Below are 16,409 nucleotides of genomic sequence, written 5' to 3' on the forward strand. Positions count from 1 at the left end.
GCAACGTCGGGTGCCCGGTCCCCGGGGCGCGGCGGTCAGCCGGAGGACGCCAGCCAGGGCACCGGGTCGGCGTAGTAGCCGTCGTAGATCACCTCGAAGTGCAGATGGGGGCCGGTGGACAGGCCGGTGGAGCCGACCCGTCCGAGCGGGGTCCCGGTCTGCACGGTCTGTCCCGCGGCGACCTCGATCGCGGACAGGTGGCTGTACGTCGTCTGGAGCCGTTTGCCCTCGATCGTGCCGTGGTCGACGACGACGCGGTTGCCGTAGGCCGTGGTCATGGCTGCGAAGACGACCGTCCCCGCCCGGGCGGAGGAGACCTGGGCTCCCTGGGGCGCGCCGAAGTCCACCCCCGTGTGGAGCTTGGTGACCCCGGTCAGTGGGTGCTGGCGCGATCCGTAGGGGGAGGTGACGGTGAGGGTGGTGACCGGTGCGGACAGGATCGCGTCGGCCAGGACGCCGCCGGCCGGCGGGTCCTCCCGGTCGAAGGCCTCGTACTTGCCGAACAGGGCCTTGACCTCGGTGAGGTAGGTCTTCGCCGTGGCGGGGACCGCTCCCGCCGTCGTCACGGCGTCCGTACCGACCGCGTAGGCGGCCAGGGTGAGGTCGACCAGGTCCCCGTTGACCGTGCCGTCGGTTCTGAGGCCGGTGACCTCGCGGGCCAGGGAGCAGTCCTGGCGGCCGAGCGCCATGATGGCGTCGGCCGGATCGGTCGGCGAGGAACGCCCGTTGCCGTCGTCGTCCTTGCCCCAGGTCTTCCAGCCGGCGTCGGTGAAGGCCGCGATGCCCTGCGTGCCGGAGGTGGTGGCACTGTCGTTGCTCCAGCCGGTGAGCTGGTCGATCTGGGCGGCGAGGACGGACGGGGTGACGACCGTGCAGGCGTCGGCGGACTTGCGCAGCCAGGGGCCGTAGGTCGCGTTGACGCCGCCGGCGGCGTCCTGAGGTGCGCTCCCCTCCGCGCTCCCGTCGTCGGGGAACCCGCCCGTCAGGGCGAGGAACCCCGCGACCGTGGAGAGGGTGACGAGGCCCGGGAGGACCAGGAGGGTGAAGGCACCCGGGCCGCGTCGGCGGGGGCGTGGGGCGGGCGGTTCCTGGGCCGGTGCTCGCGGGGCCGATGGTTGCGGGGCCGGTGCTTGCGGGGCGGTGGCCTCCGGACCGGTGACGGCCTCGTGCGGAGGGCTCTCGACGGCATGCTCGTCGCTCACGCGGCGGGCTCCTGACGGTCGGTCACCGGCCGTTGTGCGGAAGTGCGGTTGCTCACGGGCGGACGTTAGCCGGTGTCCCGTCCCCCGTCACCGGACGCGAGGGCAGACCTGCTGCCCGTGGGGGCAACCGCGGCCCGGGGACGGTGGGCGGGGGTTGGTAGAAAGTACGGCGCACGGGCCGGGGCGCGCAGTTTCCGGCCACCGTCCGCTCACGGAGGTACCCGCCATGACGCTGAGCCACATCTCGGAACTGCACGGCCTGCCGGTGTTCGTCTTCCCCCTGCCCGGGGAGGACATCCGGGGCCTGCCCGAAGCGGAGTCGGTGGCCTGGAAGCTCGTCCGGCAGGAGGGCGACCCGGAGGACTTCGACGAGTGCTGGAACCGGTTCCTGGACACCGTGGACCCGGCGCGGGTGCGCGCCCTGGTCCTCGGCGCGGGCGCCTACGGCAGCGAGCTGGACGCCGGTGACGCCTGCGACGAGGTGGTGGAGCGCCTCGCCGGAGCGGCGGACCGGCTGACCGGCCTTCGGGCCCTCTATCTCGCGGACCTCGAGTTCGAGGAGTGCGAGCTCTCCTGGATCGTCCAGGGCGACGTCAGCCCGTTCCTCGCTGCCTACCCGGGGCTGGAGGAGCTCGCCGTACGCGGTTCGGGCGGTGGCTTCGGCGGTGGTCCGGGGCTGGAGTTCACGCCGTTGCGCCATGAGAGCCTGCGCGTCCTGCGCTTCGAGAACGGCGGACTGCCCGCCGAGGTGGTGCACGGGCTCGCCGCCTCGGATCTGCCCGCGCTGGAGCATCTCGACCTGTGGCTGGGGGCGGAGGGGTACGGCCGCACCACCACCGTGGCCGACCTCGCGCCCATCCTGGACGGCTCCCGGCTGCCCGCCCTGCGCCGGCTGGGTCTCCAGAACGGCGACAACCAGGACGAGGTGGCCGCCGCCGTCGCCGCCGCACCCGTGGTGGCCCGGCTGACCGCCCTGCACCTGGGCCGCGGCACCCTGTCGGACACGGGTGCCGCGGCTCTGCTGAGCGGCCAGCCGCTGGTGCATCTCCAGGAGCTGGACCTGCACCACCACTATCTGTCCGACGCGATGGCGCAGCGGATACGACAGGCTCTGGAGCCCTACGGCGTGAAGGTGGACGTGTCGGGGCGGGAGGACGCGGACGGCCCGGACGAACGGTACGTGGCCGCGGGCGAATGACCGTCCGCGGCCGGTGACCTCACCCCACCTCGGCCAGCAGGTCGCCGCCCTCCACCTGCTGGATCCGGTTGATGGCCAGCCGCGAGACCGTGCCGGCCTTCGGGGCGGTGATCGTGGCCTCCATCTTCATCGCCTCGATGGTGGCGATCGTCGCGCCGGCCTCCACCTCGTCGCCCTCGGCCACGGCCAGCGTGACCACGCCCGCGAACGGCGCGGCGACATGCCCCGGGTTGGCACGGTCGGCCTTCTCGGTCACCGGCACGTCGGAGGCCGCCGCCTTGTCCCGGACCTGGATGGGCCGCAGCTGGCCGTTCAGGGAGGACATGACCGTGCGCAGGCCGCGCTCGTCGGCCTCGCCGACGGCCTGGAGCTCGATCAGCAGCCGGACGCCCGGCTCGAGGTCCACGGCGTACTCCTTGCTCGGACGCAGACCGTAGAAGAAGTCCTTGCTGTCGAGCACGCTGGTGTCGCCGTAGGCCTGACGGTGGGTTTCGAAGTCACGGGTCGGGCCGGGGAAGAGCAGCCGGTTCAGGGTGGTGCGGCGGGTCTTCTCCAGGCCCTCGCGGTCCTCGGTGGTCAGGTCCTGGACGGGCTTGGCGTCGGCGCGGCCCTGCAACGCCTTGCTGCGGAACGGCTCGGGCCAGCCGCCGGGCGGGGTGCCGAGCTCGCCGCGCAGGAAACCGATGACGGAGTCGGGGATGTCGTACCGGTCGGGCGTCGCCTCGAACTCCCGCGGGTCCACTCCGGCGCCGACCAGGTGCAGGGCGAGGTCGCCGACCACCTTGGAGGACGGGGTGACCTTCACCAGGTGGCCGAGGATGCGGTCGGCGGCGGCGTACATCGCCTCGATGTCCTCGAAGCGGTCGCCGAGGCCGAGCGCGACGGCCTGGGTGCGCAGGTTGGAGAGCTGTCCGCCGGGGATCTCGTGGTGGTAGACGCGTCCGGTCGGGGAGGCCAGGCCCGCCTCGAACGGGGCGTAGATCCTGCGGACACCCTCCCAGTACGGCTCCAGGTCACCGACGGCCTGGAGGTCGAGGCCGGTGGGCCGCTCGGAGTGGTCGGTCGCGGCGACGATCGCCGACAGCGAGGGCTGCGAGGTCGTCCCGGCCATGGAGGCGACGGCTCCGTCGACGGCGTCCGCGCCGGCCTGGATCGCGGCCAGGTAGGTGGCGAGCTGACCGCCCGCGGTGTCGTGGGTGTGCAGGTGCACCGGCAGGTCGAACTCGCGGCGCAGCGCCGACACGAGCTTCGCGGCGGCCGGTGCACGCAGCAGGCCCGCCATGTCCTTGACGGCCAGGACGTGGGCGCCCGCCTCGACGATCTGCTCGGCCAGGCGGAGGTAGTAGTCGAGGGTGTACAGCCGCTCCGACGGGTCGGACAGGTCGGAGGTGTAGCACAGGGCGACCTCGGCGACGGCCGTCCCCGTCTCCCGTACGGCGTCGATGGCGGGCCGCATCTGGCCGACGTCGTTGAGCGCGTCGAAGATGCGGAAGATGTCGATGCCGGTGGCGGCGGCCTCCTGCACGAAGGCGTCGGTCACCTCGGTCGGGTAGGGCGTGTAGCCGACGGTGTTGCGGCCGCGCAGCAGCATCTGGAGGCAGATGTTGGGGACCGCCTCGCGCAGGGCCGCCAGCCGCTCCCACGGGTCCTCGGCGAGGAAGCGCAGGGCGACGTCGTAGGTGGCGCCTCCCCAGCACTCCAGGGACAGCAGCTGGGGCAGGGTCCGGGCGACCAGCGGGGCCGGGGCCAGGAGGTCCTTGGTGCGGACCCGGGTGGCGAGCAGGGACTGGTGGGCGTCGCGGAACGTGGTGTCGGTGACGCCGATGGTCGGGGACTCACGCAGCCAGCGGGCGAAGCCCTCGGGGCCGAGGTGGACCAGGCGCTGGCGGGAGCCCGCGGGCGGCTCGGTGTCGGGCAGCGGCGGCAGCTTGGTGACCGGGTCGATCAGCTCGGGCCGCTCGCCGTGCGGCTTGTTCACCGTGACGTCGGCGAGGTAGGTGAGCAGCTTGGTGCCGCGGTCGGCGGAGGAACGGGCGGTGAGCAGGTGCGGGCGCTGCTCGATGAACGACGTCGTGACGCGTCCGCCCTGGAAGTCCGGGTCGTCCAGGACGGCCTGGAGGAAGGGGATGTTGGTGGCCACGCCCCGGATGCGGAACTCGGCCACGGCGCGCCGGGCGCGTCCGATCGCGGTCGGGAAGTCCCGGCCCCGGCAGGTCAGTTTGACCAGCATCGAGTCGAAGTGCGCGCTGATCTCCGTACCCGCGTGGGTGGTGCCGCCGTCCAGGCGGATGCCGGAGCCGCCGGGCGAGCGGTAGGCGCTGATGCGGCCGGTGTCGGGGCGGAAGCCGTTGGCGGGGTCCTCGGTGGTGATCCGGCACTGGAGGGCGGCGCCGTGCAGGGTGACGGTCTCCTGGGACAGACCGAGGTCGGCCAGGGTCTCGCCCGCGGCGATGCGCAGCTGGGCCTGGACGAGGTCGACGTCGGTGACCTCCTCGGTCACCGTGTGCTCGACCTGGATGCGGGGGTTCATCTCGATGAAGACGTGGTTGCCCGCGGGGTCCAGCAGGAACTCGACGGTGCCGGCGTTGCGGTAGCCGATCTGCCGGGCGAAGCGGACCGCGTCGGCGCAGATGCGGTCGCGCAGCTCCGGGGCGAGGTTGGGCGCGGGGGCCAGCTCGATGACCTTCTGGTGACGGCGCTGAACCGAACAGTCGCGTTCGAAGAGGTGGATGACGTTGCCCTCACCGTCGGCGAGGATCTGCACCTCGATATGGCGCGGGTCGACGACGGCCTTCTCCAGGAAGACGGTGGGGTCGCCGAAGGCGGACGCGGCCTCACGGGACGCGGCCTCGATGGACTCGCGCAGCACGGCCGGGTCCTCGACGCGGCGCATGCCTCGTCCGCCACCGCCGGCGACGGCCTTCACGAACAGGGGGAAGCCGACCTCCTCGGCGGCCCGCACCAGTTCGTCGACGTCGTTGGAGGGCGCGGAGGAGCCGAGGACGGGCACGCCCGCCGCGCGGGCCGCCGCCACGGCGCTCGCCTTGTTCCCGGTCAGTTCGAGGGTGCGCGCGTCGGGGCCGACGAACGTGATGCCCGCCTCCTCGCAGGCGCCCGCGAGTTCGGGGTTCTCGGAGAGGAACCCGTAGCCCGGGTAGACGGCGTCGGCGCCCGCCCGGCGCGCGGCGCCGACGATCTCCTCCACGGAGAGGTAGGCGCGCACCGGGTGCCCGGGCTCGCCGATCTCGTAGGCCTCGTCGGCCTTCTGCCGGTGGAGTGAGTTGCGGTCCTCGTGCGGGAAGACCGCGACCGTGCGCGCGCCCAGCTCATAGCCGGCGCGAAACGCACGGATCGCGATCTCACCACGGTTGGCGACCAGCACCTTGCGGAACATCCGGGACCCCTTCAGCCTGGCGGTGACGAGGACCATCGTGTCGGTGGGGGGCCGGATTGGCCATGTGAGTCGGGCCACTCGGCCCATGTCTCGCTCGATCGGACCGTGCCCGGCCGCGTGCGACGCCCTGTCAGGTCGCGGTGGCCGCCGCGGCCGCGCGTCCCGCCTGGCGCGCCCGGAGAACAGACAGCCGCCGAGGATCGTGCCCTCGAGGGAGCGGTAGCCGTAAATTCCGCCGCCGCCGAAGCCGGCGACCTCCCCGGCCGCCTACAGACCGGTCACGGGGTTTCCTTGTCCCACCGGGCACCGGGTGGACGGCGCCGGCTTCCGCAACCGGGCAGGACGCGGATGCCGTGGCCGCGCCAGATCGGGTCGTAGTTGCGCAGGCCCTCGGTGTGGTGCCCCATGCGGTCGGGGATGACGATGCGCCCACCCGCCTTCTCGGTGATGCCCGGCATGCGGCCGTCGACGTGCGCGGGCACTCCCGTGCCCACGCCCGCCGCAGGCCGGTGAGGTCGACCCCCGAGGCGCTCGTCGTGGTCGCGCCCACCGCTCCCCTGCCGGAACTGCCCGCGCCGTACCGGCTGTGCGCGCCATGGATCTCGGCCGACAGCACGTCCTGCGGGCACTGTACGACGTCACGGACTTCGCCGCCCGGATCCCGCTCGCCGAACGGCCTTCACTGGGCTCCCTGTTGAGCCGTGGGCTGCTCGGCTCCCTTGGTCCGGCGGACGCGTTTCACCGCCAACTCACCCGCACCGCACTGGCGTTCCTGGACAACGGGGGTCGGCTCGACCGGACGGCAGCGGCGCTCTTCGCCCAGCCCAACACCGTCCGCCACCGACTCGGCAGGCTCCGGCAGATCACCTCCTTCCCTGGCGGACGGCGACGGCCCGTTGGCCACCCTGCACTGGTGGCGGGCCCTCACCGCGTGGCTGGAGTCGTCAACCCGGCGCTGAGTCAGGGACCTTGGCCGCCACCCCGTCGCGTTCGGCCTGTCGGACATTGTTCGAGAACTCTTGACGCGACCATGCACACCGTTTGACACTCTCGCAACATCACGTCACACGGTTGAAACGGCGGTTGCCCCCATGACGCACAGACATCGACTCCGCGACCGTGCGAGACGTGGGGCGGGGCGACTGGCCGCACTGACCGCCGTCTCCCTGCTCGTAGGCCTCGTCGGGGCGACGACTCCCGTCCAGGCGGACGAGGCGGCCGACCTCTCCGAGGGTCTGGCGCTCTGGTACAAGCTCGACGCCACGTCCGGCACCACGGTGACCGACGCCTCCGGCCACGGCCGCGACGGCACGGTGGCCGGCACCGCCGGATGGTCGTCCACCGGGCAGGGCCTCGCCTTCAACGGCTCCGACACCTACGTCAAAGTGCCCAACGACGTGATGAAGGGCATGGACGCGATCAGCGTCGCCATGGACGTGCGCATGGACGCCGCCCAGTCCACGCCCTACTTCCTCTACGGCTTCGGCAACTCCAGCGGCAGCAACGGCAACGGCTACCTGTTCACCACGGGCAACTCCCTGCGCACCTCGATCGCCACCGGCAACTGGTCGACGGAACAGACCACCAAGCCCGCCGACTCCCACAACCTGACCCGCTCGGTGTGGAAGCACCTCACCTACACCCAGTCCGGCACCACCGGTGTGCTGTACGAGGACGGCGTCGAGGTCGCCCGCAACGCGTCGGTCACCATCACGCCGGGCGCCATCGGCTCCGGCATCACCACCGCCAACTACATCGGCAAGTCCGTGTACTCGGGCGACAAGCTCTTCAAGGGCGACATCCGCGACTTCCGCGTGTACGACCACGCGCTGCCCGCCTCCGACGTGGAGCAGCTCGCCCTCCCCGTGGCCACGCAGGGCGTCGCCGACGACGAGGCCGCCCTGGACCTCGGTGACACCGACGCCGTCGTGGCCGACCTGGACCTGCCCAGGACCGGCACGGCCGGCGGCGCCTCGATCAGCTGGGCCAGCGACAACGCCTCCGTGGTGTCGGACGCGGGCAAGGTGACCCGTCCCGCCGCGGGCGAGCCGGACGGCCACGCCACCCTCACGGCGACCCTCAGGAAGGGGACGGTCACGGCCACCAAGTCGTTCGACGTCACGGTCCTCGCCGCGTTCGACGACGCGACCGCCGCCCGGCAGGCCGCCGACGCCCTCGCGGTCCACAACCTCGACGACGCCCGCGGCAACCTCAGCCTCCCGGCGACGGGTTCCTACGGCACCGACGTGACCTGGGCCTCCGAGCGGGCGGACGTGGTCTCGGCCGACGGAGTGGTCCACCGTCCCGCGCACGGCGCGGGCGCGACCACGGTCGCCCTGACGGCCACCGTCACCAAGGGCGCGGCCAAGGCGACCCGCGTGTTCACCGCGAAGGTCCCGGAACTCCCCGTGAAGGAAGCCCTCAAGGGCTACATGTTCAGCTACTTCACCGGTGAGGGCACGTCCGACGGCGAGCAGCTCTACGCGGCGCTCAGCAAGGGCAACGACCCGCTGAAGTGGCGGGAGCTGAACGACGCGAAGCCCGTCCTGACCTCCACCCTCGGCGAGAAGGGCCTGCGCGACCCGTTCATCATCCGCTCCCCCGAGGGCGACAAGTTCTACCAGATCGCCACCGACCTCAGGATCTACGGAAACGGCGACTGGGACGCCTCCCAGCGCACCGGCAGCAAGTCCATCATGGTCTGGGAGTCCACCGACCTCGTCCACTGGACGGACCAGCGCCTGGTCAAGGTCTCCCCCGACAGCGCCGGCAACACCTGGGCCCCGGAGGCCTACTACGACAGCGCCCTCGGTGAGTACGTGGTCTTCTGGGCGTCGAAGCTGTACGACAACGCCTCGCACTCCGGTGACACCTACAACCGGATGATGTACGCCACGACCCGCGACTTCTACACGTTCAGCGAGCCCAAGGTCTGGATCGACCGCGGCTACTCGGTCATCGACTCCACGGTGATCCAGCACGACGGCACGTACTTCCGCCTGTCGAAGGACGAGCGCAACAACACCTCCTCCACCCCCAACAGCAAGTTCATCTTCGAGGAGAAGAGCGACTCGCTGCTGAACCTCTCCTGGAACGCGGTCGCCGAGGGCATCGGCAAGGGCGCGATGAACGCGGCCGAGGGACCGCTGGTGTTCAAGTCCAACACCGAGGAGAAGTGGTACGCCTTCCTGGACGAGTTCGGCGGCCGCGGCTACCTCCCGTTCGAGACGACGGACCTCGCCTCCGGCGTCTGGACCCCGTCCACCGGCTACGACCTGCCGGCCAAGCCCCGCCACGGCACCGTCCTGCCGGTCACCCAGGCCGAGTACGACCGGCTGCTGCGCGCCTACCAGCCGGACCAGCTGGTCGAGAGCGTCGAGGACACCGCGGTGAAGACCCGCATCGGTGACGCCCCGGTCCTGCCTGCCACCGTGATCGCCACCTACGCCGACGGCGTGCGCCGCCCGGTGGCGGTCACCTGGGACGCCGTCCCCGCGTCGGCCTACGCCCAGGCCGGCACCTTCACCGTGACGGGCAGCCTCCCCGACGGCGCCGCGCTCCCGGTCCGCGCCGAGGTCACGGTCTCGGCGGAGGGCCCGGACGTGCCCGCCGACCTGCTCCTGCACTACGACTTCGACGAGACGTCCGGCAACATCGCCCGTGACTCCAGCGGCCACGGCAACCACGGCACCTACGTCCGCACGCCCGAGTTCGGGACCGGCGTGGACGGCGGCTCGTTCAAGATGTCCGGCGACTCCGCCACCTCCCCGTACGTCAAGCTCCCGAACGGCGTACTGAAGGGCGCCGACAGCGTCACCGTGTCGACGTACGCCAAGTGGAAGGGCGGCTCGGCCTTCCAGTGGCTGTTCGGGCTCGGCCCCGACAGCAACAAGTACCTCTTCGCCACCCCCTCCAACGGCGGCTCCAGTCTGTACTCGGCCATCACGAAGGCGAGTTGGTCGGCGGAGTCGAAGCTGACGGCCGGCTCGCAGCTGACGCCCGGCGAGTGGCGGCACGTCACGGTGACCCTCGACGGCTCGACCGGCACGATGGTCCTCTACGTCGACGGCGTCGAGGCCGCCCGGGCCACCGGCGTCACCAGCAAGCCCTCCGAGCTGTACGACGCCGCCAAGGACTACAGCGGCTACATCGGCAGGTCGCTGTACTCGGGCGACCCGTACTTCGGCGGCGAGGTCGACGACTTCCGCGTCTACGGCCGGGCCCTGTCGGCGGCGGAGGTCATGGAGCTCAGCGGCAACACCGCGGGCATCGCCAAGGCGACGCACCCCGCGCTGAAGGTCGACGCCCTCCTGGACAACGCGGCCGGCAAGATCACGCTGCCGCTGAAGGAGGGCACCGATCCCACCTCACTGGCACCCGAGTTCACCCTCGCCCACGGGGCCGCGATCAGCCCCGCCTCCGGCAGCGTCCACGACTTCACCCAGCCGGTGACGTACCAGGTGACCGGCTCGGACGGCACGAAGCGCACCTGGACCGTCTCCGCGCTGATCATGAAGAGCCCGGTACTGCCGGGTCTCAACGCCGACCCCAACATCGTGCGCTTCGGGGACACCTTCTACATGTACCCGACGACCGACGGCTTCGAGGGCTGGAGCGGTACGCAGTTCAAGGCGTACTCGTCGACCGACCTGGTGCACTGGACGGACCACGGCGTCATCCTCGACCTGGGTCCGGACGTGAGCTGGGCGGACAGCAGGGCGTGGGCGCCGACGATCGCCGAGAAGAACGGGAAGTACTACTTCTACTTCTGCGCCGACGCCAACATCGGTGTCGCCGTCTCCGACTCGCCCACCGGCCCGTTCAAGGACGTCCTGGACAAGCCGCTGCTCACGGCGGGCCAGTACAGCGGCCAGATGATCGACCCGGCGGTCTTCACGGACGACGACGGCCGGTCGTACCTCTACTGGGGCAACGGCCACGCCTACGTCGTCCCGCTCGGCGACGACATGGTCTCCTTCGACGCCTCGAAGGTCACCGACATCACCCCGAGCGGCTACAACGAGGGCAGCTTCGTCGTCAAGCGCAAGGGCACCTACTACCTCACATGGTCGGAGAACGACACCCGGGACGAGAACTACCGCGTCGCCTACGCGACCGGCCCCTCGCCCACCGGCCCGTGGACCAAGCAGGGCGTGATCCTGGAGAAGGACCTCTCCCTCGGCATCAAGGGCACCGGCCACCACTCGATCGTCCAGGTGCCGGGCACGGACGACTGGTACATCGCCTACCACCGCTTCGCCATCCCCGGCGGTGACGGCACCCACCGCGAAACCACCGTCGACAAACTGGAGTTCGACGCCGACGGTCTGATCAAGAAGGTCGTGCCCACCCTCACCAGCGTCGACCCGGTGACCATCGTGCACGCCGGTCCGGACGCCAAGGGCGTCGAAGGCGCCGCGATCGCGATCGACGGCACGGTCTCCGGGGCGGGCGGTGCGCGATGGACCCTCGAGAAGGGCGCGCCGTGCACGATCGCGGACCCGGCCGCCGCCCGGACCACGGTCAGCTGCACCGACGACGGCGCCTACACCGTCACCCTGACGGGCGGCCGCAGCACCGACGCGGCCGTGGTGACGGTGACGAACGCGGCACCGGCCATCACGTCCGCCACCGGCCCGTCCGGCCCGCTGCCCACCGGGCGCCGTACGGCGGTCACCGCCCGGTTCACCGACCCGGGCGCCGGTGACAGCCACACCTGCGTGGTCGACTGGAAGGACGGCGGCAGGCCGGCCGTCGGCACGGTCACCGCGTCCGGCTGCCGTGCGGAGCACACCTACACCTCGGCGGGCATCCGCCGTCCGGTGATCACCGTCACCGACGACGACGGCGCCTCGGCCGCGACGACGCTCCCCGAGCTGATCGTGTACGACCGCGCTGCCGGACCGGTGGTCGGTGCGGGCACCTTCAGTGCCCCGGTCGGGCCGAAGCTGAGGGGCCGGGCGTCCTTCTCGCTCGCGGCCGGCTATCTGCCCGGGGCCACCGCCCCGGCCGGAGAGGTCTCCTTCGACTTCAGGCAGGCCCACCTGAAGCTCCGCTCCACCGGCCTCGACTGGCTCGTCGTCTCCGGCTCCACGGCCGTCCTGCAGGGCTCGGGCACGGTCAACGGCAAGGGCGGCTACGCCTTCCGCCTCACGACGACGGACAACCCTGACACCTTCCTCGTCAAGATCTGGAAGAAGTCCGACGGGAAGGTGATCTACAACAGTGGTGCCGCGGCGAAGGTGAACGGCGTCATCACGGTCGGCGTCCAGCGCCGCCGGTAGGACATCCGTCCGGTCCCGACACCGGATGACCGGTCAGTCAACGGGCCCCCTGCTCACGCAGGGGGCCCGCTCGTCTCCCGGGCGCCCCCTGACCTCGTGGGCCCGGCGGACACGTACACCACGTCAGCCCGGCCGCCCGCGCCAGCCGGGGCCGCCGGGGCCGCCGGATCAACCCTGTCGGTCCGGTCAGCCGGGTCGGCCCTGTCGACGGAGTCGGCCCGGTCGGTCCGGTCAGCTGGGTCGGCCCTGTCGACGGAGTCGGCCCGGTCGGTCCGGTCAGCCGGGTCGGCCGGATCAGCCCGCTCGGGCAGGCCCGGTCGGTCGCGTCAGCCGGGGCCGCCGGATCAACCCTGTCGGTCCGGTCAGCCGGGTCAGCCCGGTCGGCCGGGGGTCAGTAGTGCTTCCAGGGCCGTCGCGGTCTCCGGGTGGCGGGAGAGCAGGGCGGCTCCGGACGAGGCGGCTTCGCCGGTCTCCCACGGCCCCTCGCAGCCGAGCAGCTCCGCCAGCGCGTCGCAGGTCTCCGGGTGCGCGGCGAGGAGCGGCAGGCCGCCTCCGGTGAGCGCCGCCGACTCCGCCGGTACGCGCGGCGGTTCCTGCGGGAGCAACCACGGCGGTACCCAGGTGTCCAGTTCGGTGAGCCGGGCGGGGAAGACCCGGCCGGCCTCGCGGATCAGCAGCGGGGCCGACTCGGCGCCTCCGGCCCGCAGGGTGGTGATGAGGGTCGGCAGCCAGGGCAGCAGCACCGCGTCCGGGAGACGGGCGAACGCGTTCGACACGGCCTCCACGACGAAGTCGGCCAGGCCCGGAACCGGTTCCAGGGCGTGCACGAAACCGCTGAGGTAGCGAGGGTAGGAGGGCACCACCAGCGGGTTGCCGAGCAGCTCGGCGCAGCGCGCCCGCAGGGCCGTCCTCGGCAGGGTGCCCAGGTGGGTCTGGGCCGCCCAGAGAAGTGCGGTGCGTGCGGGATCGGTCGGGTGGGACTGGGCGAGGGCGAGTTCGAGCTGGGTGCGGTCGCAGCCCAGGGACAGGGCCAGGCCCTCCATGCCGAACAGGAAACCCAGCATCGCCGCGACCTGACGGACGGTCGCGTCCTCGTCGGTGAACGCCGTCGGCAGCAGGGTGCAGTAGTGCGCGTACCCGGTCTTGACGAAGGACTCGATCCAGGGCGGGAGCACCGGTTCGCAGGTGCGGTAGTGGGCCAGCAGACGGCGGACCCGGCGCAGTACCTCCGGCGCGCCGTCGACGCTGCGTTCGCCCGCCAGGACCTCCAGGGCCCGGGTGCCGAGCTCGTCGGCGAGACGGCGGCTGCGCAGGTAGAGCGTGGCGTCCTCGACGGCCTCCAGAACCTGGGCCGCCGTGGCCTGCGGGGCGTACGCGGCGCGCCGCAGCCGCTGTTCGAGGACCTGCTCGATACTGACGCCCTCGTAGCCCAGTTCGATGAGGGCGCGCTGGTGGGTGCCCAGGGCCAGGTCCCAGGACTCCTGGATGGGGTGTTCGCCGAGGCGGCGCTCGCCCATGATGGGCCGGGCCGCGCCCTGCGGCAGCAGTCGGCGCAGCATCCACAACAGGTCGGAGCAGCGCGCGAGTTCCGGCCGGGAGGCGATGTCCAGCAGCGCTCGCTGCACCCCGCGCTGCTGGAGCCTCAGGTCCAGCGGGGCGAGCCGGTCGTGCACATCGCGGGCCAGCGGCGGCAGGGCGTCGTAGCCGACCTGGCCGACGCGGTCGCCGCCCATCATGATCTCGACCAGCCGGCCCACGTCGCGCCGGCCCGGTACGGCGTCCTTCTCGATGCAGGTGACGGCCGCGTCCTGGAAGTCGTACGGCGTCGGCTTGGCGCGGTCGCGCATCCCGGCCAGCAGGATCGAGGTCTCGAAGACCGCGATGGCGTCGGCGGTGGAGGCTAGGTAGCCGTTACGGCGTGCGGCGCGCACGATCTCCACGGACCAGCCGAGCAGTTCGGCCTCGTCGAGGGCGTCGAGGGCGGGCGGCCGCCGCAGAAAGCCCGTGAGCCGGTCGGCGGGCGGGGCGGGGCGCATGGAGACCGTGGTGGCGAGGGCCTTCCTCGGCTTCGTGCTCCTCTTCGTGCCCGCCTGGCCGTCCAGGCGGAACGGGCGGACGCCGGTGCGCCTGACGTTCTTCGCCCATTCCGTGGCGGCGATGGACACCGAACCCGCGGCCAGTCCGAACTGCGCTTCGATCGCGCCGTGGCTGGAGGGGATCAGGCCGTGCCGCCACTCGGTGCCGCTCGGCGGGCTGATGGCGAAGGTGTCGCTGCCGTGCACGCCGAACTCGGCGACACGGCTGGCCGCGTGGAAGGCGCCGCAGACGTAGAGGCAGTCGGCGGGGTCGGTGCCGGTGCGGGTGAGGTGCCGGCGCATCCGGGTCCACATGTACCGCTCGCGGTCCTCGTCCACCCGTACCCTGCGGGGGTCGCCGGGGGCGAGGCGCCGAAAGAGGCTGCCGATGAGCAGCATCACCTGGCGGTAGGTGTCGTGGTCGCTGTCGCCGAGGGGCAGTTCGACGTACTGGTGCCACCATTCCGACCAGTGCCGTACCCGGCCGTGGCGCAGCAGGTGCTCCTCCAGTTCGGTGAAGCGGGGGCGCAGGTCGCCGATCTCCACGCCGACGGCGTCGCCGTGCAGGGCCGCCTGCTCCGCCGCCTCGGGCGCGTCGGGGTCCCCGTCGCCGTCACCTTCGCCGTCGGGGCCGGTCTCCCACTGGAAGACGTGGTCCGAGGAGCGGTCGACGAGGACGAGTTCGACGCCCGGGGTGTCCAGCGCGTAGGCGATGGCCTGGTACTCGGCGGAGGCCTCGGTGACCGGGGCGACCACCGAGAGCGGTGCCCAGTCGGCGGGGAAGCCCTCGATCTCGCTCGCGAAGGACTGGACCGCCACCGGCAGACGGCAGTTGCGCAGCTCGGTGAGGAGGGGTGCCATGTCCTCGCACAGTTCGAGGTAGACCACCTTCGGCTGTTTCTCGTGCAGCCGGCGTGCCATGGCGATGGCCGAGGCCGGTGAGTGGTGGCAGACGGGGAAGATCTCCAGGGGTTCGCGTACCGCGCGTTCGACGTCGTCGACGATGCCCCGAAGGATGCCCTCCAGGGCGCCGGGTCCGTCGGCGAACGTGGTGGCGGCGTCCTGGAGTTGGCTGCGCAGGGCGGTGAACGTGCCCTCGGGGGTCGCGGTCACGAGAGGGTCGCGATCGCGTCGCGGCCGCCCTCGAGGAACTCCGGCCAGGAGCCCCCTTCCTCCTTGCTGCGCGGTTCGACGACTCCGTGCAGGTACTTGTTGAGGATCGCGAGGTCCTCCGGTGCGCGCCGGGCCAGGGAACCGACGAGGGAGGAGGCGAGCGTGTGGGCGGTGAGGGCGCGTTCGCCGAAGAAGTTGCTGTGCAGGATGGCGTCCTCCAGGACGCCGATCTGCTCGGCCGTGGACAGCGCCGACTCCAGCTTCTCGTCGTCGCTGCCGGCGGCGGCCGACGAGGCCCGCAGGTCGGCGAAGCTGCGCAGCAGCACGTCCAGCAGGGTCGGCGGGACGTCCAGCTCGATCCGGTGGCGGCGCAGCAGTTCCTCGGTGCGGAAGCGGACGATCTCCGCTTCGCTCCTCTTGTTGGTCACCACGGGGATGCGCACGAAGTTGAAGCGGCGCTTGAGTGCCGAGGAGAGGTCGTTGACGCCCCGGTCGCGGCTGTTGGCGGTGGCGATGACCGAGAAGCCGGGCTTGGCGAACACGATGTTGTCGCTGTCCCCGTCGCTGCCCAGTTCCGGGACCGAGATGTACTTCTCGGAGAGGATCGAGATCAGCGCGTCCTGGACGTCGCTGGTGGAGCGGGTGAGTTCCTCGAAGCGGCCGATCGAACCGGTCTCCATGGCGGTCATGATCGGGGAGGGGATCATCGACTCGCGTGACTGGCCCTTGGCGATGACCATCGAGACGTTCCACGAGTACTTGATGTGGTCCTCCGTGGTGCCCGCCGTGCCCTGCACGACCAGCGTGGAGTTGCGGGAGATCGCGGCGGACAGCAGCTCGGCCAGCCAGCTCTTGCCGGTGCCGGGGTCGCCGATGAGGAGCAGGCCGCGGTCGGAGGCGAGGGTGACGATGGAGCGCTCGACGAAGCTGCGGTCGCCGAACCATTTCGGGGCGATCTCCCGGTCCAGGCCGTCGGCGCGCTCGGAGCCCAGGACGAACAGGCGGACCATCTTCGGGGACAGCCGCCAGGAGAACGGCTTGGGATCGTCGTCGACGGACTCCAGCCAGTCGAGTTCCTCGGCGTACTTGAGCTCGGCGGGGGCGCGCAGCAGGTCGGTCATCCGAAGGCCTTTCCAGGGGAGG

General features: G+C 71.7%; 7 protein-coding genes and 1 pseudogene. 3 read left to right on the forward strand and 5 right to left on the reverse strand.

Features of this window, described 5'->3' with window-relative positions:
• Nucleotides 1–35 precede the first annotated feature (35 nt).
• Nucleotides 36–1,202 carry a M23 family metallopeptidase gene (locus tag ACIPFH_RS13405; RefSeq protein ID WP_401825866.1) on the reverse strand — a complete coding sequence of 389 codons (1,167 nt, stop codon included), beginning with the start codon at nt 1,200–1,202 and terminating at the stop codon, nt 36–38.
• Nucleotides 1,203–1,428: 226 nt separating this feature from the next.
• Here ACIPFH_RS13405 and ACIPFH_RS13410 point away from each other — a divergent pair, with 226 nt between their 5' ends.
• On the forward strand, nt 1,429–2,400 hold the full coding sequence (locus tag ACIPFH_RS13410; protein ID WP_401825869.1) for an STM4015 family protein: 972 nt from the start codon (nt 1,429–1,431) through the stop codon (nt 2,398–2,400).
• A 19-nt stretch (nt 2,401–2,419) separates the two neighbouring features.
• On the opposite strand, the gene ACIPFH_RS13415 is transcribed toward ACIPFH_RS13410, so the two are convergent.
• Nucleotides 2,420–5,794 carry a pyruvate carboxylase gene (locus ACIPFH_RS13415; protein WP_401825872.1) on the reverse strand — a complete coding sequence of 1,125 codons (3,375 nt, stop codon included), beginning with the start codon at nt 5,792–5,794 and terminating at the stop codon, nt 2,420–2,422.
• Nucleotides 5,795–5,924: 130 nt separating this feature from the next.
• A pseudogene (locus ACIPFH_RS13420) lies at nt 5,925–6,351 on the reverse strand (hypothetical protein); the annotation flags it as partial.
• Between the two features lie 38 nt (nt 6,352–6,389).
• On the opposite strand from ACIPFH_RS13420, the gene ACIPFH_RS13425 reads away from it, so the two are divergent.
• A complete protein-coding gene (locus ACIPFH_RS13425; RefSeq protein ID WP_401825875.1) occupies nt 6,390–6,839 on the forward strand; it encodes a helix-turn-helix domain-containing protein in 450 nt (149 codons plus the stop codon).
• A 46-nt stretch (nt 6,840–6,885) separates the two neighbouring features.
• On the forward strand, nt 6,886–12,078 hold the full coding sequence (locus ACIPFH_RS13430) for a family 43 glycosylhydrolase (RefSeq protein ID WP_401825878.1): 5,193 nt from the start codon (nt 6,886–6,888) through the stop codon (nt 12,076–12,078).
• A 371-nt stretch (nt 12,079–12,449) separates the two neighbouring features.
• On the opposite strand, the gene ACIPFH_RS13435 is transcribed toward ACIPFH_RS13430, so the two are convergent.
• Nucleotides 12,450–15,266: a hypothetical protein gene (locus ACIPFH_RS13435; protein WP_401825881.1), complete on the reverse strand. Its 2,817-nt coding sequence runs from the start codon at nt 15,264–15,266 to the stop codon at nt 12,450–12,452.
• Complete coding sequence (locus tag ACIPFH_RS13440) at nt 15,263–16,387, reverse strand: AAA family ATPase (RefSeq protein ID WP_401825884.1); 1,125 nt, start codon at nt 16,385–16,387, stop codon at nt 15,263–15,265. The genes ACIPFH_RS13435 and ACIPFH_RS13440 overlap by 4 nt, the downstream gene beginning before the upstream one ends.
• Nucleotides 16,388–16,409: the final 22 nt, after the last annotated feature.

The organism is Streptomyces sp. NPDC088157 (assembly GCF_044741545.1).
GTDB lineage: Bacteria > Actinomycetota > Actinomycetes > Streptomycetales > Streptomycetaceae > Streptomyces.